Annotated in this window: 7 protein-coding genes and 1 pseudogene; 4 read left to right on the plus strand and 4 right to left on the minus strand. The window is 74.0% G+C overall.

Features of this window, described 5'->3' with window-relative positions; all coding sequences use genetic code 11:
* The 4 genes from FB471_RS00005 to FB471_RS00020 all read right to left on the minus strand — a co-directional run.
* Positions 1-901: AAA family ATPase (locus tag FB471_RS00005; RefSeq protein ID WP_141995321.1), on the minus strand; the 901-nt coding region annotated here is incomplete at its 3' end.
* A 60-nt stretch (positions 902-961) separates the two neighbouring features.
* A complete protein-coding gene (locus tag FB471_RS00010; RefSeq protein ID WP_141995322.1) occupies positions 962-2,119 on the minus strand; it encodes a cytochrome P450 in 1,158 nt (385 codons plus the stop codon).
* Positions 2,120-2,152: 33 nt separating this feature from the next.
* Positions 2,153-2,347 carry a ferredoxin gene (locus tag FB471_RS00015; protein ID WP_141995323.1) on the minus strand — a complete coding sequence of 65 codons (195 nt, stop codon included), beginning with the start codon at positions 2,345-2,347 and terminating at the stop codon, positions 2,153-2,155.
* 31 nt (positions 2,348-2,378) lie between these two features.
* Positions 2,379-3,557 (minus strand): cytochrome P450, encoded by a 1,179-nt coding sequence (locus FB471_RS00020; RefSeq protein WP_141995324.1) that lies wholly within the window; start codon positions 3,555-3,557, stop codon positions 2,379-2,381.
* Between the two features lie 292 nt (positions 3,558-3,849).
* On the opposite strand from FB471_RS00020, the gene FB471_RS00025 reads away from it, so the two are divergent.
* The 4 genes and pseudogenes from FB471_RS00025 to FB471_RS00040 all read left to right on the plus strand — a co-directional run bounded on the left by FB471_RS00025 (position 3,850) and on the right by FB471_RS00040 (position 25,464).
* Positions 3,850-10,092 carry a type I polyketide synthase gene (locus tag FB471_RS00025; RefSeq protein ID WP_141995325.1) on the plus strand — a complete coding sequence of 2,081 codons (6,243 nt, stop codon included), beginning with the start codon at positions 3,850-3,852 and terminating at the stop codon, positions 10,090-10,092.
* A 2-nt stretch (positions 10,093-10,094) separates the two neighbouring features.
* A pseudogene (locus tag FB471_RS35440) lies at positions 10,095-21,749 on the plus strand (SDR family NAD(P)-dependent oxidoreductase); the annotation flags it as partial.
* A gap of 77 nt (positions 21,750-21,826) precedes the next feature.
* Positions 21,827-23,557, plus strand: a complete 1,731-nt coding sequence (locus FB471_RS00035) for an ABC transporter ATP-binding protein (RefSeq protein WP_141995327.1) — start codon at positions 21,827-21,829, stop codon at positions 23,555-23,557.
* Entirely contained in the window at positions 23,554-25,464 is a 1,911-nt protein-coding gene (locus FB471_RS00040; protein WP_141995328.1) for an ABC transporter ATP-binding protein, read from the plus strand. Before FB471_RS00035 ends, FB471_RS00040 begins: the two co-directional genes overlap by 4 nt.
* Positions 25,465-25,572 lie beyond the last annotated feature (108 nt).

The raw sequence follows: 25,572 nt of genomic DNA on the forward strand, positions 1-25,572 counted from the left end.
TGAGCAGCGCGGCCACCCACAGTAGGTAACGCAGAGTACCGTCGGACAGTTCGGCGGCGTTCAACGGCCGAAGCAGGCCGTGCTGATGAAACCGCAACTCGAACCGCCCATCGGAAGCGACGATCTCGACCCGGGAACGAGGAAAGGCGTCCTCGACCGCGGCCGCCAGGCTTTCGGCGGAACCCGACTCTTGAATCGTGCGCAGCGCGGCGGCCAGGTCGCCGCCGTCGTGGTCGAGTACCCAGGTCCGCGTACCGACCCGGCTCTGCCGGGCGGGTGCGTCGGTATCGGTGCGGAAATGGTCGTAGAAACGCCACGAGCGGATTCGCTCACGCACGATCAGCAGTTCCGGGCACAGTCGCGGATCGGCGAACTCGCTGAGCACGCTGTCGGTGAGGGCGATCCGATGACCGCCTTCCGCCCAGCCACCGGACTCATCCCGGGTACGCACCCTGCTCCCGGCCCGGTCGGCGATCAGGGTGGACTCGCGCAGGACCGGGCCGTGCCAGACGCATTCCCGTTTGTACTCGGGATCCAGGTGGAACGCCGTGTCTTCCGGAATCGGCAGACCGAAGTCCAGCGCGTAGCCGAACTCGTCACCGGCGTAACCGAGCCGAAGGCCGACCGGCTTGTTCCGCCGGAGCGGCTGCACCGGTGCACGCCCTTCCCGCACCGCACGCCCGTGCACCTCCGGCCCTGCCCACAGCGTGGACGGCAGGCCGCCCTCCCTGGCGAGCGCCGCGACAGCACCGTTGCGCCCCGCGTCGGCCAGCAAGCGCAGCGCGCGGTAGAGGCTGGACTTGCCGGTGCCGTTGGCGCCGACCACCACGGTAAGCCTGGACAGTGGCAGCACCAGGTCCCGCAGCGAGCGATAGTTCTGAATCGCCAGCGTGGTCAGCATGGTGGCGACCCTAACGGCGGCCACCGACAGCAGTGCCGGTGCCGACAACGCCGGCAGGCCCTACCAGGTGACCAGCAGCCGCTCCGGCAGCCCGCCGGACAGCGGGGCGCCCGGTTCACCCGCGTCCACCAGCGGGGTCGCCGGGGTGAGGCCGGGCAGCTCGCCGAACAGCCCGGCGAAGGTGGCGCGGAGAATCAGCCGTGCCAGGGGGGCACCGAGGCAGGTCCACGCGCCGTGACTGAACGTCAGGTGCCGGTTGGGGGAACGCTCGATATCGAACCGGCGCGGGTCCTCGAAGGCCTGCTCGTCGAAGTTCCCGAGGGTCAGGTCGAGCAGCACGAGATCGTCCGCGCCGATCGTCACCCCGCCGACCTCGATGTCCTCGCGCGCGTAGCGGGGCAGGCTGAGGCTGCCGGACAGGCGGAGGATCTCCTCCACCGCCCACGTCGTCCGCTCGGGGCCGCCCAGTACCGCTGCCCGCTGCTCCGGATTGTGCGCCAGCAGCAGGACCCCGTAGTCGATCTGCTTCAGGGTGGCGCCGTACCCGGCAAGCTGCACCAGCAGGGACACCTGGACCACCTGCTCGTCGGGGAGTCCGGCCGCGCACAGCCCGGCGACCATGCCGTCCGCTGCGGCCTCGTCCCGGCGGGCCACCAGCTCGCCGAGGTACCCGATGAAGCCCGCCGGGTCGCCCGCGCCCGCCTGCCGCATCAGCTCGGCACAACGTTCCCGGTCCGCCGCGGGCACGCCGAGCAACTCGGTGAACACCTGCCGGAGCAGCGGCGCCGAGAGGCTCTCCCGCAGATCCGCGGGCGGGCCGGCCGCGATCATCCGCTCCACCCGCTCGCCGACGAACGCCTCGACCCGAGGTTCCAGCTCGAGCATGCGCCGCGTGGTGAAGTACGGTTTCATCACCGCGCGCAGCCCGGCATGCATGTCGTCGGCGGCCCGGTGGTCGTCGCTGGTCACCTGGTCGTAGGTCGGATGCCGGGCGTACTGCGCGCGAGCGTCCGGGGCGGGATGCGACCGGCCGAGCCGGGTGTCCCGCAGCAGATCCCGCACCTCGGCGTGCCCGGTGACCAGCCACGCCTCGTCGCCCGCAGGCGTACGTATCCTCCGCACCGGCGATCCTTCCCGCACCGGCCGCAGATGTGGGCACATGCGCAGCTCGAACGGCAGGTCGGACGCCATGAGCACGCTCTCCTGGGACACCGTCATCGCGTTCCTCCGTGTCTCGCGGGCCCCGGGGGCTCAGTCCTCGTGAATGGTGATCGCGGCGGAAGGGCAGAGGTCAGCGGCCTCGGACACCTCGGTGCGCGCGGACTCCGCGGGCCGGTCGGCGAGCACCGTGACGATCCCGTCCTCGTCCTGGTCGAAGAACCGCGGTGCCAGCAGCGCGCATTGGCCCGCGCCGACGCAACGATCGGTGTCCACGATGATGCGCATGATCCTCGCCTCCGGGCGGGGTCGGGGCCGGCTACCAGCCGACCGGAAGGGAATGCAGCCCGAACAAGGTGCCGTCGTACTTGAACGGCAGTTCCTCGACCGGCCGGGTCAGACGCAGGTCCGGTACCCGCTCGAACAGGGTGCGGTAGACACAGTCCATCTCGGCGCGCACCAGGTTCTGGCCGAGGCACTGGTGCACGCCGAAGCCGAAGCCGACGTGACCGCGTGCCGAGCGGGCCGGGTCGAACTCCTGCGGGCGCTCGAACGCGCAGGAGTCGTGGTTGGCCGCGGCGATCAGCGGCATCACACCCTCGCCCGCGCGGATGAGCTGACCGCCGATCTCGATGTCCGCCACCGCCGTGCGCATGGCCACCAGGTCGGCGACCGAGTGGAACCGCACCAGCTCGTCCACGATCCGGTCGTCGCCGATCCACTGTGGATTGGACAGCAGTGTCACCACCCCGAGCGCGATGTTGTTCGCGGTGGTCTCGTGGCCCGCGATCAGCAGCAGCATGACCACCCCGGACATTTCCTCCTGGCTGATCACCCCGGTGTCCAGGACGCGGCTGATCAGGTCGTCGGCGGGCCACTTGCGCTTGATCGCGATCAGCCGGTTGATATGCCGCAGCAACTGCCGGACGGCCTCCGCCCGCTCGGCCTCGGTCGTGTCCGCGAGGTTGACCAGGGTCCGCGTCCGTGACTCGAAGAAGTCCCTGTCCGCGTACGGCACCCCGAGGATCGTGCAGATGATCCGGGACGGTACGGGCAGCGCGAAGTCGGCCACCAGGTCCGCCGCCCCGTCCCTCGCCAGCAGTTCGTCGACGCACTCGTCCACGGTTGCCTGGATGGTCGGGCGCCACTTCCTCACCCGCGGCACCGAGAACTCCGGGATGAGCACCTTGCGGAACCGGTCGTGGTCGGGTGGGTCCAGACCGACGAACCAGCCGGGGATCTCCTCCTGCGTCGGCACCCCGCCGGTCCTGGCGACCTTCGGGAAGCCCTCGTTCGTCGGGTCGGCACTGATCCGCGGATCGGTGAGCAGGGCACGGACATCCTCGTGCCGGGACACCAGCCAGACCGGCTGGCCACTGGGCAGGTGCGCGCGAACCAGGCCCTCCCGCTCGCGCATCCCGGCGTACTCCCCCGGGGGGAAGGGTTCGCCGCGCCGGCGCAGCGGAAAATCCACCACGTTCGAGCGGACGTCCGTCATACCCGCCTCCCTCGCCGACGCTGCTGACCCGCAGGGTGCCGTACCGGTCCCGGAGAAATCCCTAGTTCTGCGCGGCACCGGGAACCAGCGGTGATCATCCGGCACCCGCTCTGGGGGAAAGTGCAGTCCGCGGTGCCTACGGTCCGCCTCGATGAGCCTGATGCAGATGAGTGTTGTGCGCCGCCGCAGGTGCGGCTCCCGCCGCCCGGATCGCGCATAGCCCTCGAAGCCCCGAAGCGAACTCGCCCTGCCAGCCGGTCGTTCGCCCCGGCACGACTTCGGAGGAGTCTCGATGAGCGCGACCCCGGGCCAAGGTCCCACCGACACCATCGGGTACCTGCGTGCCGCGGTGTCCCGGCTCGCCGGGATGGCGCCGGACACGGTTCCGGCCGGTGTTCCGTTGCGGGAACTCGGCGTCGACTCCGCGGGCATGACGCGGCTTGCCGAGGACCTCTCGGCCTGGCTCGGCAGGCCGGTTCCCGGCTGGGCGGTCTGGCAGCACCCGACCGTGACGGCGCTGGCCTCCTTCCTCGCGGGCGAAGGAGATCCGGCGCCCGCCGCTCCGGTCAGGGCACGCCCCGCCGCCGCGGGACCGGTCGCCGTCGTCGGCATGGGCTGCAGGCTGCCCGGCGGCATCGACTCGCCCGCCGCGCTGTGGGAAGGGTTGCTGTCCGGTACGGACGCCGTCGGGCCGGTTCCCGAGGACCGGTGGGACGTGGAGAGCTGGTTCGACGAGGACTCGGGTACACCGGGAAAGACCACCACCCGCCGGGGCGGTTTCCTCGATGACGTCGCGGGTTTCGACGCCGCGTTCTTCCGCATCGCGCCGGCCGAGGCCGACCGGATGGATCCCCAGCAGCGGGTGGCACTCGAGGTCGCCTGGTCCGCGCTCGAGGACGCCGGGGTGCCCCCCGACCGGCTGGCAGGCAGCAGCACCGGCGTGTTCCTCGGGGCGATGTGGCAGGAGTATCACCTGGCCACCGGGGCCGACCCCGCGGCGATCGGTTCGCAGTCGGCGGTCGGCTGGGACACCTCCATCGTCCCCGCGCGGATCTCCTACGCCCTCGGGCTGCGGGGGCCGGTGATGTCCGTCGGCACCGCGTGCAGCTCCTCGCTCAGCGCGCTGCACCTGGCCGCGCACAGCCTGCGCCGCGGCGAGTCCGACCTCGCGCTCGCCGGCGGCGTCAGCCTGATGCTGCACCCGCACACCACCGTCGCGATGACCAAGTTCGGCGGGTTGAACCCGGAAGGCCAGTGCCGCGCCTTCGACGCCGACGCCGCCGGGTACGTGCGCGGCGAGGGCTGCGGGGTGGTGGTGCTGCGCAGGCTGGCCGACGCGCTGCGGGAAGGGGACCGGATCTACGCGGTGCTGCGCGGGAGCGCCGTCAACAACGACGGGGCGTCCAACGGGCTCACCGCGCCCAACCCGCGGGCGCAGGTCGAGGTGCTGCGCTCCGCATGGCACGAGGCCGCCGTACCCCCGCGACAGGTGTCCTATGTGGAGGCGCATGGGGCCGGAACGCCCCTCGGTGACGGGATCGAGGCCGGTGCGCTGGGCGAGGTGTTCGCGCCGGACCGGACCGAACCGCTGCGGATCGGCTCGGTGAAGACCAACTTCGGCCACCTCGAACCCGCCGCCGGTGTGCTCGGCGTGCTCAAGACCGCGCTGTCCCTGCACCACGGGGAACTGCCGGCGAGCCTGCACTGCGAGCGGCCGAACCCGGACATCGACTTCGCCGGGCAGCGGCTGGCGGTGGTGACCGCGCGGGAAGGCTGGCCCGAGGGACCGCGCTACGCCGGGGTCAGCGGGTTCGGGTTCGGCGGCACCAATGTCCACCTCGCGCTGGAGCAGGCACCCTACCGCAGGCGCAGGCTCGTCGCGCTGGCCGCGGACACCGAGCCCGGGCTGCGGGCACGAGTGGCGGAGTTCCTGCGGGAACCGGACCAGGGCACGGATCCGCCGCCGCGCGGGGCGGGACCGTATCGCGCCTTCGCGGCGGTGGACAGGGTGGCCGAGCTGGACACGGCGCTGCGGCGGGCCCGCCGGCCCGCCGAGCCCGGTTCCCGGCCGCGGGTGGCGTTCTGCTTCTCCGGACACGGCAGCCAGTGGGCGGGCATGGGCAGGGACCTGCTCGCCGAGCCCGCGTTCCGCGCGGCGCTGGAGGAGGCCGACCGTGCCGTGGCGGAGGTCCTCGGCTGGTCGGTGCTGGCGGAGCTGCTGGCCGAGGACGCCGCCCTCGACCGCACCGAGGTGATCCAGCCGGTGCTGTTCGCGGTCCAGGTGGCGCTGGCCCGCACCCTGAAGGCCTGGGGCATCGCGCCGGACGTGGTGTTCGGGCAGAGCGTCGGCGAGGTGGCCGCGGCCGTCACCGCCGGAGCTTTCAGCCTCGCCGAGGGCGCCCGGATCATCGGCGTCTGGTCCGGCCTGGTCGCCGAGCGCGCGAGCGGGACCGGCACCGTGCTCCTCTGCGAGGTCACCGAGGCCGACGCGGCACGGTTCGCCGGCGACCGGCTGACCGTCGCCGGGCGGCTCGCGCCCGACCGGACCTGCCTCTCCGGGCCGCACGAGGACGTCGACGCGGTGGAGCGGGAACTGGCCGGGGCCGGGGTGCGTACGCAGCGGGTCGCCATCGACTACCCCTCGCACGGCGCGGGCCTCGCCGCGCTGCGACCGGAACTGATCCGGCGGCTCGGCGAGCTGCGGCCCGCGGCGACCGCGGTACCGTTCGTCTCCACGGTCACCGCCGGACCGCTGCCGGGCGAGGAACTGGGCGCCGAGTACTGGGCGCAGAACATGTGCCTGCCGATGCGGCTGGACGAGGCGCTCCGGCCGGTCACCGGGGACGAGCCCACCCGGATCGTGGAAATCGCCCCGCACCCGGTGCTCGGCGGGCCACTGGCCCGCACCGTCGGCGCGCGCGCCCGGCCCGCCCGCACCGAGGTCACCGCGACCTGCCGGCGCGACCGCCCCGCCCGCCAGTCCCTCGAGGACCTCGCCGGTCTGCTGTGGACGGACGGGGTGGAGGTGGACTGGGCCGCGGTCGGCGGTGGCACGGACTCCGGCGGCCGGACACTGCCGTGGGTGCTGTCCGCGCGTACCCCGGCCGCGCTGCGGGACCAGGCGGCCGCCCTGCGCGGGCACCTCACGGCGCGGCCCGAACTCACCCCCGCCGACGTCGGCTACACCCTCGCGACGGCCCGGGCGGGCCTCGAGCAGCGGGCGGTGCTGCTGGCGGGCGGCCGAACCGGATTCCTGGACGGCCTCGCCGCGCTCGCCGGGGGGCAGGAGACGCCGGGACTGGTCACCGGCGGCACGGTGCTGGGCACGGCGGACGCCGGACCGGTACTGGTGTTCCCCGGGCAGGGCACGCAGTGGTGCGGCATGGCCCGCGAACTGCTCGCCTCCGCCCCCGCCTTCGCCGAACGGTTCGCCGAGTGCGCCCGGGCACTGGAGCCGTTCGTGGACTTCTCGCCCGCCGAGGCGCTCGCCGAGGAGGACGCGCTGGCCAGGGTGGAGGTGGTGCAACCCGTGCTGTGGGCGGTGATGGTGTCCCTCGCGGGGCTGTGGTTCGCGCACGGCCTGCGGCCGGCCGCCGTGGTCGGGCATTCCCAGGGCGAGATCGCCGCCGCCTGCGTGGCCGGGGCGCTGTCCCTCGAGGACGGGGCGCGGGTGGTCGCGCTGCGCAGCGGGCTCGTGGCCCGCGAACTGGCTGGCCGGGGCGGCATGGTCTCGGTCGCCGCGGCCCGCGAGCGGGTACTGGGCTACCTCGAGGGACTGGACGGCCGGCTGGCGCTGGCCGCCGAGAACGGCGCGGCTGCCACGGTGGTCTCCGGCGACCCCGGCGCACTGGAGCGGCTGGCGGCCCGGTGCGCCGAGGACGATGTGCGCACCCGGCGCATCCCGGTGGACTACGCCTCGCACTCCGAGCAGGTCGGCGCCATCCGCGCGGAACTGCTCGAACTGCTCGCGCCGGTCCGGCCGCGCCCGGCCGCGCTGACGTTCCACTCCACCGTGACCGGTGAGCCACTGGACACCGGCGCGCTGGACGCCGGCTACTGGTACCGCAACCTGCGCGGCACGGTGGAGTTCCGGGCCGCGATCGAGCGGCTGACCGCGGCGGGCCACCGGCTGTTCGTCGAGGCCAGCCCGCATCCGGTGCTCACCATGGGGATCGAGGAGACCACCGCCGTGGCGGTGGGTAGCCTGCGCAGGGACGACGGCGGCCCGGACCGGTTCCAGACCTCCCTCGCCGAGGCGTACGTCCGCGGAGCGGAGATCGACTGGCGCGCGGCCCTGCCCCCCGCGCGCCGGGTCGACCTGCCCACCTACCGGTTCCAGCACCAGCGGCACTGGCTGGACACCGGGAAGCCGGTACCCGGCGAGATCGACCGGCCGGACGAGGCCGAGCTGTGGGCGGCCGTCGACCGTGGCGACCTGGACGCCGTACGATCCACATTGGACCTCGGTGCGGGCGGGACGCTCGCGGACCTGGTGCCCGCACTGGCCGCATGGCGCAGGCGGGGCCGGGACGAGTCGGTGATCCGGGACTGGTGGTACGAGATCACCTGGACCCGGCTTGCCGAGGGCGCCGGCCCGGAAACCACCGGCACCTGGCTGGTGCTGGTTCCGGAACGAGAGGAACTCGCCGAGCCGGTGCTGCGCGGCCTTGCGGGCCGCGGCCTGACACCGGTGACCGTCCGGCACGACCCGGGCGCGGGGCCGGACGAGCTGGCCAGGTCCTGCGCGGCCGCGGCCGGGGCGCACCGGCTCAGCGGGGTGCTCTCCTTGCTGGCGCTGGAGCCCGACCCGCATCCGGAGCGGCCCGCGGTGCCCGGCGGGTACGCCGCCACCCTCAGCGCGATCCAGGCCCTCGGAACCGCCGGCGTCACCGCGCCGTTGTGGTGCGTCACCAGCGGCGCCGTACGGGCCGGGCCGGCCGACCACACCGTCAACCCGGAGCAGCGACTGGTGTGGGGGCTGGGCCGGGTGGCCGCGCTGGAGCACTCCGGCCGCTGGGGCGGCCTGATCGACCTGCCGGCCACCCCGGACGAGTACACCTGGCGCCTGCTGGTCGCCGCGCTGCACCGCGGCGACGGCGAGGACCAGCTGGCCATCCGCGCGGACCGCACGCTGGCCAGGCGGCTGCGCCGGGCGCGCGTGCCCGCGGCCACCGGCTGGCGCCCCCGCGGCACCGTGCTGATCACCGGCGGCACCGGCGCCCTCGGCGCGCACGTGGCCCGCTGGGCGGCCGCGCGCGGCGCCGACCGGATCGTGCTGGCCGGTCGCCGCGGCGCGGACGCCCCCGGGGCGGCGGAACTCGCGGCGGAGCTGCGGGCGGGTGGGGTGCAGGTACTGGTCGAGGCCTGCGACGTCGCCGAGCGGGCACAGGTGCGCGACCTGCTGGACCGGATCGACGCGGCCGCCTGCCTGACCACCGTGATCCACGCGGCCGCCGTGCTGGACGACGCCCTGCTCGACGCGCTGGACCAGGACCAGGTGGAGCACGCGTTGCGGGTCAAGGCGCTGGGCGCGCGCCACCTGCACGAGCTGACCGCCGGCATCGACCTGGACGCCTTCGTGCTGTTCTCCTCCTTCGGCGCCACGGTCGGCCTCCCCGGGCAGGGCAACTACGCGCCGGCCAACGCCTACCTGGACGCGCTCGCCGAACTGCGGCACGCCGAGGGGCTGCCCGCCACGGCGGTGTCCTGGGGCGCCTGGGCCGGCGAGGGGATGGGTCGCACGGCCGTCCGTGGCGTCCTGGAACGGCACGGCGTTCCCGGTATCGCGCCGCAGCGGGCCGTGCTGGCGCTCGGCAGGGCCATCGAGGGCGGCCGGGCCTGCCAGACCATCGCCGACGTGCGGTGGGACCGGTTCCTCGCGGCCTTCACCGCGGTGCGGCCCAGCGCGCTCGTCGCGGACCTGCCGGAGGTGCGCCGGGCCGGGGTGGGGGCCGAGAGCGAGGTGGAGCAGCACGGGCTGCACCACCGGCTGGTCGCGCTGCCGGCGGACCGGCGGCGGGAGGCCACCGCCGAGGTCGTGCTCCGGCACACCGGCGCGGTACTCGGCTACCGGCCCGGCGAGCGGCCGGACCCGGCCCGCGCCTTCCGCGAGCTCGGCTTCGACTCCGTGACCGGGGTGGACCTGAGCAACCGGCTGGGTACGGAAACCGGTCTGCGGCTGCCCGTCACGCTCGTGTTCGAGCACCCGACCCCGGACGCCGTCACCGATCACCTGCTGGCCGAACTGGACCTGGACGAGGGTCCACGCGGACCGGCCGCCGCGGTGGACGCGGTGGAGACCGCGCTGACCGGCCTCGACCCGGCCGCTCTGCGCGCCACGGACCTCGGCAGGCTGCGCTCCGCGCTACGCAAGCTGGACGACCTGGTCGGCACCGGCCCCGGCCCGGCGGAGCAGGACGCAGAGGAGGCGGGGACGGCGGAGTCGCTGGACGACATCTCCGACGACGACCTGTTCCGGTTCATCGACAAGAAGTTCGGCGAGGACGCCGCGGGCATCAGCCGGAGGGTCACGTGACGGCGAACGAGCACAAATTACGCGAGTACCTCAAGAAGGTCACCGCGGAGCTGGACGCGACCCGCGACCGGCTGCGGCGGCTCACCGAGGCCGAACGCGAACCGGTCGCGGTGGTGTCGATGAGCTGCCGGCTGCCGGGTGGGGTGCGCTCGCCCGCGGACTTCTGGCGGCTGCTCGCCGAGGGCGCGGACGCGATCGGGCCGCTGCCCGGCGACCGCGGCTGGGACCTGGCCGGGCTCTATGACCCCGATCCGGACATCCCGGGCACGGTCTATGCCACCGCGGGCGGTTTCCTGGACGACGCGGCCGAGTTCGACGCCGGGTTCTTCGGCATCTCCCCGCGTGAGGCGGTGGCCATGGACCCCCAGCAGCGGCTGCTGCTGGAAGGCGCGTGGGAGGCGCTGGAGCGGGCCCGGATCGACCCCGGATCGCTCCGCGGCGACGACACGGGCGTCTACCTCGGCACCAACGGCCAGGACTACGCCGCCCTCGGCGCCGGGGAAAGCAGCGAGGGCCACACTCTCACCGGCGGCGCGGCGAGCGTCCTCGCCGGCAGGGTGGCCTACGTGCTCGGCCTGCGCGGTCCGGCGATGACCGTGGACACCGCCTGCTCCTCCTCGTTGGTCGCCCTGCACAGCGCCGTGCGGGCACTGCGCGGGGGCGAGTGTTCGCTGGCGCTGGCAGGCGGCGCCACCGTCATGGCCACCCCGCGGCTGCTGATCGAGTTCAGCAGGCAACGCGGGCTGTCCGCGGACGGACGGTGCCGTGCGTTCGCCGAGGCGGCGGACGGCACCGGGTTCGCCGAGGGCAGCGGCATCCTGGTGCTGGAGCGGCTTTCCGACGCGCTGCGCAACGAGCACCCGGTGCTCGCGCTGATCCGCGGCAGCGCGGTCAACGCCGACGGCGCCTCCAACGGGCTCACCGCGCCCAGCGGCGAGGCACAGCAGGACGTCATCCGCGCCGCGCTCGCCGACGCCGGGCTCTCGCCGGCCGAGGTACACGCCGTGGAGGCGCACGGGACCGGCACCACCCTCGGCGACCCCATCGAGGCCCGCGCCCTGCTCGCCGCCTACGGGCACGGGCGCGAACCCGACCGTCCACTGTGGCTCGGCGGGGTGAAGTCGAACATCGGCCACACCCAGGCGGCGGCCGGGGTGGCCGGTGTGATCAAGATGGTGCAGGCGCTGCGGCACGGCGAATGGCCGCGCACCCTGCACGCGGCGGAACCGACCTCGCGGGTGGACTGGTCCGCGGGCGGCGTCCGGCTGCTCACCGAGCCCGTTCCGCTGCCCGAAGGCGAGGCGCCGCACAGGGCGGGGGTGTCCTCCTTCGGGATCAGCGGCACCAACGCGCACGTCATCCTCGAGCAGGCGGCCACAGCCGCGGAGCCGCCCGCGCCGGAGGCGGAACTTCCCGCGGTACCGCTGCTGCTGTCCGCGCACACCGCGGAGGCGCTGCGGGAGCAGGCGCGCCGCCTCGCCGACCGGTTGACCGAGGGCCCGCGGCCAGCCGACCTGGCGTGGTCACTGGCCACCACCCGGTCCCGGTTCCGGCAACGGGCAGTGGTGCTCGGCGACCGGGAGGAACTGGCGGCCGGGCTGACCGCGCTCGCCGAGGGCAGGCCCGCGGAAGGGGTGCGGCTCGGCACCCAGGTCCCCGGGCGGACCGCCTTCGTGTTCCCCGGCCAGGGCGCCCAGCGGGCCGGTATGGGCCGGGCGCTGTACGGCACCTTCACCGAGTTCGCCGCCGCCTTCGACGCGGCGTGCGAGCATCTCGACCCCCTGCTGGAGCGCCCGCTGCGGGAGATCGCGTTCGCCGCGGCGGGCGCGCCAGGGGCGCGGCTGCTCGACCGTACCGATGTCACCCAGCCGGCGCTGTTCGCCTTCGAGGTCGCCCTGTTCCGGCTGCTCGAGTCCTGGGGCGTCGGCCCGGAGTACCTGCTCGGCCACTCGATCGGCGAACTGGCCGCCGCGCATGTGGCGGGCGTGTGGTCGCTCGCCGATGCCTGCCTGCTGGTGGCCGCCAGGGGGCGGCTGATGCGGGATCTCGGCGGTAGCGGCGCGATGCTCGCCGTCCGCGCCGGGGAGGACGAGGTGCCCCGGCTGCTGGCCGGCCGGGAGGACCGGCTGTGCCTCGCCGCGGTGAACGGCCCCGCCGCGGTCGTGCTGTCCGGCCAGGAGGACGCGGTGGACGAACTCGCCGCGGCCTGCGCGGAGCGGGGAGACCAGGCCAGGAAGCTCCCCGTGACGCAGGCCTACCACTCGCGCGGGATGGAGCCGGTGCTCGCCGACTTCCGCGCAGTGACCGAGCAGGTCACCTTCCACCGGCCACGGCTGGGCCTGGTGTCCACGGTGACCGGCGAGCTCGTGACCGACGAGATGTGCGAGCCGGAGTACTGGGTACGCCAGGTGCGGGCGACGGTCCGGTTCGCGGCCGGTGTCCACGCACTGAACGGCGCCGGGGTGACCCGGTTCGCCGAGCTCGGTCCGGATTCCTCCGGCGCGGCCATGGTCGCCGACTGCCTCGCCGGCCCGCCCAAGGCGAGCGGCGTGGTCGCCGCACACCGCGGGGACCGGCCGGAGGTGGAGTCCGTGCTCGGCGTTGTGGCGGAACTGCACCTGCACGGCGCCGCGGTGGACTGGGACCGCGTCCTCGCCGGCACCGGCGCGGCCGCCGTGGACCTGCCGACCTACCCGTTCCAGCGTGAGCGGTACTGGCTGGAGCCGCCCCCGCTCGCCGCCGGAACCGGCGTGCTCGAGCTGGAGCAGGTCGGGCACCCCTGGCTGGCGGTGCGACCCGAGCTCGCCGAGGGCGCAGGCCAGGTGCTGGCCGGGCGGCTGTCCCTCGCCGAGCAGCCCTGGCTGGCCGACCACGCGCTGCACGGCACGGTCGTGCTGCCCGGCACGGGCCTGATCGAGCTGGTGACCTGCGCCGCCCGCGCCTGCGGCGCCGGGAACGTGCGGAGCCTCGCCATGGTCGCACCGCTGGTGCTGCCGGAGGACGGCGCCGTCCGCGTGCAGGTCGCCCTCGGCGCGGACACCGGCGGAAGGCGCTCGGCCGCCGTGCACGCGCGCGCCGAGGACGGTGGCGAGTGGACCCTGCATGCCACCGGCGAGGTCGGCACCGGCACGGCGACCGATCCCGACGGCGATCCCGGCGACGACCCCGCCTTCGCCGAGCTGCGCGACTGGCCGGTGCCCGGCGCCGAGGACGTCCCGATGGCCGATTTCTACCAGCGGTTCGCCGAGCAGGGCGTCGACTACGGTCCGGCGCTGCGCACCACCACCCGGCTGTGGCGCCGCGGCGACCGCGCCTACGGGCTGGTGCGCCTTCCGGAGGGGATGTCCGGCGCGGGCTTCGGCCTGCACCCGGCACTACTGGACGGGGCACTGAACGTGATGCGGGCCTGCCCAGCCGGTGGCCAGGATGCCGAATCGGCCCAGGTACCGGTCGAGTGCTCCGGAATGGAGGTGTACGCCACCGGCCACACCGAGCTGCGCGTCCTGGTCGAGGTGCGGTCACACCCGGAGGGCAGGACGCTCGCGGTGTGGCTGGCAAGCGCCACGGGCGAGCCGGTGGCGCGGATCTCCGCCCTCGAGCTCCGGCCGGCGGGCGCCGCCCAGCTCGGCGCGGCGGCGGGCACCGGACGCGGGGAGCTGTACCGGGTCCTGCCACGGCCGGTCCCGGTACAGCAGGCCGTACCGGGCGAGCGGCCCGACACCGTGGTGCTCGGCGGCAGCGGGCGGATCGCCGAGGTCGTCGGCTGCCCGGCGGTGGCCACCGTGGACGACCTGCCAGGGCCGGACCAGGCGCCCGGGCGGATCGTGGTGGACGCCACCGCGGCCGCCGCCGATCCCGGCTCGGTGGCCGCCGCGGCGCTGGGCACGCTGCAACGGCTGCTCCGGCAGCCTGCCGGGACCGAGCTGGTCTGGGTGACGGCGGCCGGCGCCGGTGACCTCACCGGCGCCGCGGTGCGCGGCCTGCTCCGGGCCGCGGGTGCCGAGCACCCCGAGCGGGTTCCGCGGCTGGTCGAACTGGACGGCGGGGCGGAACACCTGGTGGCCGCACTGGATCTCACCGGCGAACCGGAGCTGCTGCTGCGCGGATCGCAGCCGTACGCGCCGCGGCTGGCCCGGGCCGATCGGTCCACGGCGGGGGACACGGTCGCGCTCGACCCCGCGGGCACCGTGCTGATCACCGGCGGAACCGGTGAGCTGGGGCACGCCGTCGCGCACCACCTCGTGGCGACGCACGGGATCCGCAGGCTGGTGCTGACCTCCCGCCGCGGCGAGGACGCCCCGGGCGCCCGCGATCTGGTCGCCGGGCTGATGGCCGCGGGCGCCGAGGACGTGCGGGTCGCCGCCTGCGATGTGTCCGACCGGGACCAGGTCTCGGGACTGCTGTCCGCCGTGGACCCGGAGCACCCGCTCACCGCGGTGCTGCACCTCGCCGGGGTGCTGGACGACGGCCTCCTGGTCGACCATGACCCGGAGCGGCTGCACCGGGTGTTCGCGCCCAAGGTCGCGGGGGCACTGCACCTCGACGAGCTCACCAGGGCCCGGCCCCCCGCGGCCTTCGTGCTCTTCTCCTCCGCGGCGAGCACGATGGGCACCGCCGGGCAGGGCCCCTATGCCGCGGCCAACGCGGTGCTGGACGCCATCGCCACGCGCAGGCGGGACGCGGGCCTGCCTGCCACCAGCCTCGCCTGGGGGCTGTGGCAGCAGTCGGGCGGCGGCATGACCGCCGATCTCGGGCAGGCCGGGCTCGCCAGGCTACGCAGGCGGGGCATCCGCCCGTTGCCGGTGGAACACGGGCTGCGGCTGCTGGACCGCGCGCTGCGCCACCCCGAGCCGCACCTGGTGCCGATCGCGCTCGACCTGCGCGCCGTGCGCCGGGAGGCCGAGCACGGCGCGCCGGTGCCCGCCGTGCTGCACGAACTCCTCGGCGGGCCACCGCGCACCGCGGCGGCCGGTGTGCCCGCCCCGGCCACCACCCGGGACCGGCTGCGCTCCCTCCCACCGCGGCAACGGATCGGCGAGCTCGCCGCGATGGTGCTGCGGGAAGCCGCCATGGTGCTGGGGATCGGTGCCCCCTCGGACCTCGACCCCCGGCAACCGCTGGCCGAGCGCGGGCTCGACTCGCTGATGGCCGTGGAGCTGCGCCGCAGGCTGGCCGACGCCACCGGCGTACCGCTGCCCGCGACCGTGATCTTCGACCATCCCGCGCCGGAGAACATCACGAACCTGCTGCTGTCCACCATGGAACTCGACGAGTCCTATGTAGACGGATCGGAGGTCGTTGCCGCGGCACGCCCGGCGGAGGAACCGGTGGCGATCGTGGGTATGGGTTGCCGCTACCCGGGCGGAATCGGGTCCCCGGAGGAGCTGTGGGATCTCGTCGCCGGCGCGGTGGACGCGGTCGGCGAGTTTCCCGCCGACCGGGGCTGGGACCTGGACACCCTGTTCCACCCGGACCCGGACCATCCCGGTACCTCCTACACCCGCTCGGGTGGGTTTCTGCATGATGCCTCCGGTTTCGATGCGGGGTTTTTCGGGATGTCGCCGCGGGAGGCGGTGGCGACGGATGCGCAGCAGCGGTTGTTGTTGGAGGTGTCGTGGGAGGCGTTGGAGCGTGCGGGGATTGATCCGTTGGGGTTGCGGGGGTCGGCGACGGGGGTGTTTGCGGGGGTGATGTACAGCGACTACGGGACCCTGCTCGGCGGCGAGTTCGAAGGGCACCAGAGTACGGGAAGCGCGCCCAGTGTGGCGTCGGGTCGGGTGGCTTACGCGTTGGGTCTTGAGGGTCCCGCGGTGACGGTGGATACGGCGTGTTCGTCGTCGTTGGTGTCGTTGCATTTGGCGGTGCAGGCGTTGCGGTTGGGGGAGTGTTCGTTGGCGTTGGCTGGTGGGGTGACGGTGATGTCCACCCCGGCGGCCTTCGTGGAGTTCTCCCGTCAGGGTGGGTTGGCGCCGGACGGCCGTTGCAAGGCCTTCGGGGATGCCGCCGATGGGGTGGCGTGGTCGGAGGGTGTGGGGGTGTTGGTGTTGGAGCGGTTGTCGGATGCGGTGCGGAATGGGCGTCGGGTGTTGGCGGTGGTGCGGGGTTCTGCGGTGAATCAGGATGGTGCGTCGAATGGGTTGACGGCGCCGAATGGTCCTGCGCAGCAGCGGGTGATTCGGCAGGCGTTGGGGTCGGCGGGGTTGTCTGGTGTGGATGTGGATGTGGTGGAGGGTCATGGGACGGGGACGTCGTTGGGTGATCCGATTGAGGTGCAGGCGTTGTTGGCGACGTATGGGCAGGGTCGTGAGGTTCCGTTGTTGTTGGGTTCGGTGAAGTCGAATTTGGGGCATACGCAGGCGGCGGCGGGGGTGGCTGGGGTGATCAAGATGGTGTTGGCGATGCGGTATGGGGTGGTGCCGCGCTCGCTGCATGCTGAGGTGCCGTCTTCGCATGTGGATTGGTCTGTGGGTGCGGTGGAGTTGTTGGCGGAGCGGGCGGCGTGGCCGGAGGCCGGCAGGGCCCGCCGGGCTGGGGTGTCGTCGTTCGGGATCAGCGGCACCAACGCCCACGTCATCCTCGAACAGCCCGAACAGAACTCTCGCCCGGCCGATCCGGACACCCCCGAGGTCGTGCCCTGGGTGCTCTCCGCCAGAACCGAGCCCGCATTGCGGGCACTGGCCTCCCGGTTGGCCGAGTTCCTGGACACCCATCCCGCCCGGCGGGCGGATATCGGGTACTCGCTGGCCACCGGTCGCGCCGGGCTGCCCTGCCGGGCCGTGCTGCTGGGCGCGGAGGACGCGGAACTGCACGCGGGGTTGCGGGCCCTCGCCGGGGACACCCCCGCGTCGGGACTGGTCCGCGCGACGGCCACCCGCACCGGTGGCCTGGTGTTCGTCTTCCCCGGACAGGGGGCGCAATGGCTCGGCATGGCCCGCGAGCTGCTGGACACCTCACCGGTGTTCGCCGAGGCGATGGCCGGGTGCGCGCGGGCGCTGGCACCGCATCTGGACATCTCGCCGATCGACGCGCTGGCGGACGCGGAGGCACTGGCCAGGGTGGAGGTGGTGCAGCCCACGCTGTGGGCGGTGCTGGTGTCCCTTGCCGCGGTCTGGCGTGACCTGGGCATTCACCCGGACGCGGTGGTCGGTCACTCGCAGGGCGAGGTCGCCGCCGCCGTGGTCGCGGGTGGCCTCTCCCTCGAGGACGGTGCGCTGGTGGTGGCACGGCGCAGCCACGCGATCGCCTACGCCCTCGCCGGCAGCGGCGGGATGGCCTCGGTGCCGTTGCCGGTCGAGGATGTCGAGGACCTGCTGCGACGATTCGGCGGCAGGCTGGCCGTCGCGGCCGTCAACGGGCCCTCCACGGCCGTGGTCTCCGGCGCCGTGGACGCGCTGGAGGAACTGGTCGGCCGCTGCGCGGCGGACGGGATCAGGGCGCGCATTCTCAAGGTGGACTACGCCTCGCATTCGGCGCAGGTCGAGGTGCTGGAGGAGACCCTGGGCGAGCTGCTGGCCCCGATCCGGCCGCGCACCGGCGAGGTGCCGTTCTACTCCACGGTGACCGGTGAGCCGATGGACACCGCCCTGCTGGATGCCGGGTACTGGTACCGCAACCTGCGGCAGCCGGTGCGGTTCCACACCGCGACGCGGGCACTGGCCGCCACCGGCCACGACACCTTCATCGAGGTCAGCCCGCATCCAGTGCTGACAAGCGAGATCGAGGACACCCTGGAAGGCTCCGTCGAGCATCCGGTGGTGACCGGCACCCTGCGCAGGGACGACGGCGGCACCCGGCGCCTGCTCACCTCGCTCGGCCACCTGTGGGGGCACGGGGTCGAGGTGGACTGGACCCGGCTGCTGCCCGGCGCGGGCCTGGTGGACCTGCCGACCTACCCGTTCGAGCACGAGCGGTACTGGCCGCCCGCGCGTGCCGGGGCGCCGGACGCGGCCGGTCTCGGGCTGGCCGCCGCCGACCACGCCGTGCTGGCGGGCACGGTCGAGCTGGCCGAGGACGAGGGCGTGGTGCTGACCGGCCGCCTGTCCCTGGACGCGCATCCCTGGCTCGCCGACCACCGGGTCCAGGACAGGCTGCTGTTCCCCGGGGCCGGATTCGTCGAGCTGGCCGTGCGGGCGGGGGACGAGACCGGCTGCGGCCGGCTGGCCGAGCTCACCCTGACCGCCCCGCTCGCGTTGCCCGAGCACGGCGGGGTCCGGATCCAGGTCCGGGTGGCGGAACCGGGGGAGGGCGGCAGCCGCGCCGTCACCATCCATTCCCGACCCGACGATCCGGCGGACGCGGGCTGGACGCGGCACGCCACCGGCACGCTGGCCCCCGGCACCCCAGAGGTGGACACCGGTTTCGCCGGGGTGTGGCCGCCGCCCGGCGCCACCGAGATCGACCTGAGTGGCTGCTACGAGTACGCCGCAGACCAGGGTTACGGCTACGGGCCCGCGTTCCGCGGGCTCACCCGGGCCTGGCGCCGGGACGCCGAGGTGCTCGCCGAGGTGGTCCTGCCCGCGGACGCCACCGGCGCCGAGGGATTCGGCCTGCACCCGGCCCTGCTGGACGCGGCCCTGCACCCCGTACTCGTCTCCGGTTTCGACCTGCCGCCGGGTGCGGTGCCGTTCTCCTGGCACGAGGTGTGCCTGCATGCCGCGGACGCCCGCCTGCTGCGGGTGCGGCTGACCGCCGTGGACGAGGGCACGATCGCCGTGGTGGCCGCGGACGCCGAGGGCGGTCCGGTGCTCTCCACCGGCGGCCTGTCGCTGCGCACCGTGACCGCCGACCCGCTGCCCGGCACCGGTGCCGCCGCGGACTCGCTGTACACAGTGGACTGGACCCCGGTCGACCCGCCGCGAGCGGCGCCGGACGGGCCGTTCGGCGTGCTCGGCACGGGCCTCGGCGACCGGGGCGAGGTGCGGGCCGCCGAGCTCACCGAGCTGGTCGAACTGCCCGAGCTTCCCGAACTGGTCCTGATGCCGGTGTCCGGAACGGGGCCGGATGTGGTCACCGCCGCGCACGAGACCGCCGAACGGGTACTCGCCACGGTGCGGCAATGGCTGGGCCATGATCGGTGCGCCGGGTCGCGGCTGGTGCTGGTCACCCGGGGGGCGCTCACCGGGGCGGACCTCGCCGCGGCCACCGTGTGGGGGCTGCTGCGCACCGCGAGCGCCGAACACCCCGGACGGTTCGGGCTGCTCGACCTGGAAACCGAGGCGGACCTCCCGCTCGCCGTCCCGCACCTGCTCGCCGGGGAGGAACCGCAGCTCGCGGTCCGGGAAGGGGAAGTGTGCGCGGCGCGGCTGGTGCCCGACCGGCCCGCGCTGGCGGCCCCGCCGGGAGACCGGGGCTGGCGGCTGGACGTGCGCACCCCCGGCAGCGTGGACGGACTCGGCCTGGTGGCCTGCCCGGCGGCGGAGCTGGAGCTGTCCGGCAGGCAGGTGCGGGTGGCGGTGTCGGCCGCCGGGCTGAACTTCCGCGACCTGCTGTCCACGCTGGGCTTCCGGGAGGTGCTCGCCGCGCTGGCCCGGTACGAGTCGGACGCCGGGCTGATGGGCGTCGAGGCCGCCGGGACCGTCGTCGAGACCGGCCCCGAGGTCACCGGCCTGCGGCCCGGGGACCGGGTGATGGGAGTGGTCGCAGGCGGCTTCGGCCCGATGACCGTGGTGGACGAGCGTCAGCTGATCGTCGTGCCCGCGGGCTGGTCCGAGGTGACCGCCGCGGGCATCCCCGCCGCCTTCCTCACCGCGCTGTACGGGCTGGTCGACGTATCGGGCCTGCGCCGGGGGGAGCGGGTGCTCATCCACGCCGGGGCGGGCGGGGTCGGCATGGCCGCGATCCAACTGGCGCACTGGCTGGGTGCCGAGGTCTTCGCCACGGCCGGCGAGGCCAAGTGGGACGTACTGCGGGACCTCGGCGTCGCCGAGGACCACATCGCCTCCTCGCGGACGCTCGACTTCGAGCACGCCTTCCGCGAGGTCGCCGGTGGTGCGGGGATGGACGTGGTGCTGAACTCGCTGGCCGGCGAGTTCGTGGACGCCTCGCTGCGACTGCTCACCCCCGGCGGGCGGTTCACCGAGATGGGCAAGAACGACATCCGCCCGGCCGATCGGTACCCGGAGATCGGCTATCGGGCCTTCGACCTGGACGAGGCGGGGACCGAACGGCTCGGCGGGATGCTCACCGAACTCGCGGACCTGTTCGAAGATGAAGTGTTGCGTCCGCTGCCCACCCGGTCCTGGGACATCCGGCGCGCGCGGGACGCCTTCCGGTTCATGGGCCAGGCCAAGCACATCGGCAAGATCGTGCTCACCGTGCCGCCCGCCTGGGACCGGGCGAAGGCCGTGCTGATCACCGGTGGCACCGGCGGCCTCGGCGGGGAACTCGCCAGGCATCTCGCCGCGCGGGGATTCCGCAAGCTCGTACTGGTCAGCCGCCGCGGCCCCGCCGCCGAGGGCGCGCCGGAGCTGGAGGCCGAGCTGACCGCGGCCGGATGTCAGGCCCGGATCCTCGCCCGCGACCTCGCCGACCCGACGCAGGCGCGCGAGCTCGTCGCCGACCTCGCCGAGCGGGACGGGCTGACCGCGGTGGTGCACGCGGCCGGTGTGCTCGACGACGGGGTCGTGGAGACCCTGACCGCCGGGCAACTGCACACGGTCCTGCGGCCCAAGGTGGATGCGGCCTGGCACCTGCACGAGGCGACCCGGCCGCTCGGCCTCGCCGGGTTCGTGCTGTTCTCCTCCGCGACCGGCGTGCTCGGCACCACCGGGCAGGCCAACTACGCCGCCGCGAACACCTTCCTCGACGCGCTGTGCGCGCGGCGACGGGCCGACGGCCTGCCCGGGGTGTCACTGGCGTGGGGCGCATGGCAACCGGCGACCGGGATGACCGGCGACATGTCCGATGTGGACCGGGCGAGGCTGCGCCGTTCCGGCCTGCCGCCACTGTCCGTCGAGGACGGGCTGGCGCTGTTCGACGCCGCGGCGACCACCGACACCGCGCTGGCCGTTCCGCTGCGGGTGGACCGCGCGGCTCTCGGCGCGCGCACCGACCTGCCCGCGGTCCTGCGTGGCCTCGGCCCCGCAGGCGGGCGCCGCACCGCCGCCCGTTCGGAGGGGCTGACCCGTGCACTGGTCGAGCGGCTGCGCGGCCTGCCGCAGGCCGAGCGCGCGGCGGAGCTGAGCGAGGTCGTGCGCGGCCAGGTCGCCGCGGTACTCGGGTTCGCGGGCGCCGAGGCGATCGAGGCGACCCGGACCTTCGCCGAACTCGGCTTCGACTCGCTGACAGCGGTCGAGCTGCGGAACAAGCTGGGCGCGGCGGTCGGGCACAAGTTGCCCGCCACGCTGGTGTTCGACTACCCGACCACGACGGCACTGGTCGACTACCTGCTCACCACCGTGGTGGGCGAGCAGCGGCCGGATACCGGGTCGGCGCGGGAGGCGCTCGACCGGCTGGAGACCGTGCTGGCCGGGCCGGGGGAGTCCAGCGGGGAAGGTGAGGACGTGCTGGCGCGGCTGGAGCGGATCGTGTCCCGGCTGCGGCGGACCGCCGAACAGGACACCGACCGGGCCGGCCCCTCGGAGGAGGACATCAACTCCGCGCCGGTGGACCGGTTGTTCGACCTCATCGACGAGAACTTCGCCTCCGCGCAGGACTGAGAACCCGACCCCGACGCGAGCTGTGAGGTGCTGGTGATGGAGGCTCCCCCGCGGGCCCGTGCCGCGGAGCGGTGCGCGTGCTGATCGAACTGCTGCGCACCCGGCTGCGGCCCTACCGCCGACCGATGGCGCTCGCGGCGCTGCTGCAGGCCGTCGAGGTCGTGGGTGTGCTGCTGCTGCCGACGCTGAACGCGGCCGTGATCAACCACGGGGTGGTCACCGGTGATCGGGGCGATGTGCTGCGCTTCGGCGCCCTGATGGTGCTGGTGGCACTGGTCGTGGTCGCCGCGGGGATCGGCTCGGTGTACTTCGCCGCGCGCACCGCACTGGCCTTCGGCCGGGACCTGCGTTCCGCCGTGTTCCGGCGGGTGCTCGACCTCTCGGCACGCCAGGTCGGCCGGATCGGCAGCTCCTCGCTGGAAGTGCGCACCGTCAACGATGTCGCGCACCTGGAGGCGCTGGTGCTGGCCGTGTTCACCGCACTCGCCGCGGCCCCGCTGACCTGCCTCGGCAGCCTGGTGCTCGCACTGAACCAGAGCGTGTCGCTTTCCGCGGTGCCCGCGGCACTGCTGCCGGTCATCGCGGTGGTCGTGGTGCTCGTGGTGGTGCGGATGACCGCGGGCTACCGGCGGCTGCAGCCCCGGCTCGACCGGCTCAACCGGACGCTCGGCGAGCAGATCACCGGGATCCGGGTGGTGCGCGCCTTCGTCCGCGGTGAGTACGAGCGGGCCCGGTTCCGGCGGACGAATGAGGAGGTGCTGCGGCACTCGCTGACCGTGGGCCGGTTGCTGGCGACCATGTTTCCCACCGTGACCTTGACCGCGAACCTGGCCACGGTGGCGGTGGTGTGGCTCGGCGCCGTGCGGGTGGACGGTGGTGCCGTCCGGATAGGCACGGTCACCGCCTTCGTCGAGTACCTCGTGCTGATCGTGTGGTCGGTGGCGATGACCACCTTCGTGTTCGTGACCGTGCCGAGGGCGAGCGTGTCCGCCCGGCGGATCCGCGAGGTCCTGGACACCGAGCCCGAACTGGCGGCACCGCGAGACCCGGTCCACCCCGGTACGGCACCCGGAAGCCTGGAGCTGCGTGGGGTGGGGTTTCGCTACCAGGGCGCCGAGGAACCGGCGCTGCGGGACGTCGACCTCGCCGCCCGCCCCGGCGAGACGGTGGCGATCACCGGCAGCACCGGCAGCGGCAAGACCACGCTGCTGAACCTCGTGCTCCGGCTGTCCGAGGTCAGCACCGGCGCAGTGCTGGTGAACGGGGTCGACGTCCGCAGGCTGGACGGCGGTGCGCTGACCGCCACGGTCGGCCTGGTGCCGCAGCGCGCCCACCTGCTCACCGGCACGGTGGCGGGCAACCTCCGCTTCGGTGACCCGGACGCCACCACCGCCCAGCTGTGGCGTGCCCTCGAGGTGGCGCAGGCCCGCGAGTTCGTCGAGCGGATGCCCGGCGGGCTGGACGCGCCGATCTCACACGGCGGAGGCAACCTGTCCGGCGGCCAACGCCAGCGCCTCACCATCGCCCGCACCCTGCTCCGCAGGCCGCGGATCTACCTGTTCGACGACTGCTTCTCCGCGCTCGACCAGGCGACCGAGGCCGCGCTGCTGGCGGAGCTGGCGGTCGAGACCGCGGGCGCCACGGTGCTCATGGTCGCGCAGCGGACCAGCACGATCCGGCGCGCTGACCGGGTCGTCGTACTGGACGAGGGCCGCGTCGCGGGCACCGGCCGGCACGAGGACCTGCTGGGCAACCCGGTCTACCGGGAGATCGCCCACGCGCAGCCGGCCCGCATGGAGGCAGGATGACCGACAGCGGGAACGCCGCGGTGCCCGCGGAGGAGGAGCTGGCGCGGTCCCGGCCCGCCGTGACCCGGCGCCTGCTGGCCGAGTTGCGGCCGCACCGGTGGCGGCTCGTCGCCGTACTCGGTACCGCGCTCGGCGGGGTCGCCGCGGGCACCCTCGCCGCCCCTCGGGTGCTCGGGCACGCCACCGACCTGATCTTCGCCGGCGCGGTCGGCGGCGGTCTCCCCGCGGGTGCCTCGGCGGCCGAGGAGCTCGACCGGTTGCGCGCCGAGGGCAGGGAGAACCTGGCGGAGGTGTACGGCACCGTCGACATCGTGCCGGGGCAGGGGGTCGACTTCGCCCGGCTCGGGCTGGTGCTGCTCGGGCTGCTTGCCCTGTACCTGCTCGCGTTCGCCTGCACCCTGGTGGCGGAGCGGCTGACCGCGGTGGCGGTGGCCAGGGTGGTTTTCGACCTGCGCGAGCAGGTGGCCGCCAAGCTGACCAGGCTGCCGCTTGGCTATTTCGACCGGCACTCGCGGGGCGAGCTGCAGAGCAGGCTGACCAACGATGTGGACAACGTGCAGAAGGCCCTGCAACAGGGGATGGCACAGCTGGTCACCAAGACCTGCGCGGTGCTCGGCGTGCTGGTGATGATGTTCGTCGTGTCCCCGCTGCTGGCGGTGATCGTGCTGGCCACCCTGCCGGTGGCGGGCCTGATCGCGGCGCCGATCACCAAGCGGGCGCGCAGCCGCTTCACCGAACGGTGGAGCGCCACCGGCGAGCTCAACTCGCAGGTGGAGCAGGTGTACGCGGCGCACTCGCTGGTGGCCGCGTTCGGCAGGCGGGAGCTCGTGGAGCGCACCTTCGACGAGCACAACGAGCGTGTCTACCGGGCGGCCCGCCGCGGGCAGGTCGCCTCGGAGGCCGTCGAACCGGCGATGAGCATGGTCGCCAACCTCAACTACATCCTGATCGCCGTCGTCGGCGCGCTGCGGGTGATCGGCGGCTCGATCTCGATCGGCGAGGTGCAGGCATTCCTGCACTACAGCGGGCATTTCGGGCACAACGCCGGCATGCTGGCCGGGATCATCGGCCAGCTACAGTCCGGCCTCGCCTCCGCCGAGCGGATCTTCGACCTGCTGGACGCGCAGGAGGAGCCCGCCGACCCGGACGGGGCGGCCACCACCGGCCCGGTGCGCGGCCGGGTGTGCTTCGACCGGGTCAGCTTCCGCTACAGCCCGGACACCCCGGTGATCCAGGACCTCTCGCTCACCGTCCAACCGGGACAGACGGTCGCCATCGTCGGTGCCACGGGGGCGGGCAAGACCACGCTGGCCAACCTGCTGCTACGGTTCTACGAGCTGGACAGCGGCCGGATCCTGGTGGACGGCACGGATATCGCGTCGTTGCCCCGCGACGCGGTGCGCGGGCTGACCGGTGTGGTGCTGCAGGACGGCTGGCTGTTCGAGGGCACCGTCGCGGAGAACATCGCCTACGGCAGGCCGCGGGCGAGCAGGCAGCAGGTCGTGGCCGCCGCCCGCGCCACCAGGGTGGACCACTTCGTGCGTACCCTGCCCGAGGGCTACGACACCGTGCTGGACGAGTCCACCGGGATCAGCGCGGGGGAGAAGCAGCTGATCATGGCCGCCCGCGCGCTGCTGTCCGATCCGGCGATCCTCATCCTGGACGAGGCCACCAGCTCGGTCGACGCCCGCACCGAAGTACTCGTCCAGCGGGCGATGACCTCCCTGCTGGCCGGGCGGACGAGTTTCGTCATCGCCCACCGGCTGTCCACGATCCGGGAGGCCGACCTGATCCTGCTGCTGGACTCCGGCCGGGTCGTCGAGCGCGGCAGGCACCAGGAACTGCTGGACGCGGACGGCGGCTACGCCAGGCTCTACGCCGCCCAACACAGCGCGTCCCTGCCCTGACGGGCGGTACGTCGCGGTGTCGCCAACGAGCCGGTGGCCGCGTGAACGGCAAACTCGCCTACGCGAACAGCAAACTCGTGCGCGTGAACGGCAAACTCGCCTACGCGA

Origin of the sequence: Amycolatopsis cihanbeyliensis, assembly GCF_006715045.1 — a bacterium.
Lineage (GTDB): Bacteria > Actinomycetota > Actinomycetes > Mycobacteriales > Pseudonocardiaceae > Amycolatopsis > Amycolatopsis cihanbeyliensis.

Bases quoted from the DNA above. Each gene is read 5' to 3' on its own strand.
- FB471_RS00010 (WP_141995322.1), bottom strand. From the start codon at position 2,119: ATGACGGTGTCCCAGGAGAGCGTGCTCATGGCGTCCGACCTGCCGTTC.
- FB471_RS00015 (WP_141995323.1), bottom strand. From the start codon at position 2,347: ATGCGCATCATCGTGGACACCGATCGTTGCGTCGGCGCGGGCCAATGC.
- FB471_RS00020 (WP_141995324.1), bottom strand. From the start codon at position 3,557: ATGACGGACGTCCGCTCGAACGTGGTGGATTTTCCGCTGCGCCGGCGC.
- FB471_RS00025 (WP_141995325.1), top strand. From the start codon at position 3,850: ATGAGCGCGACCCCGGGCCAAGGTCCCACCGACACCATCGGGTACCTG.
- FB471_RS00040 (WP_141995328.1), top strand. From the start codon at position 23,554: ATGACCGACAGCGGGAACGCCGCGGTGCCCGCGGAGGAGGAGCTGGCG.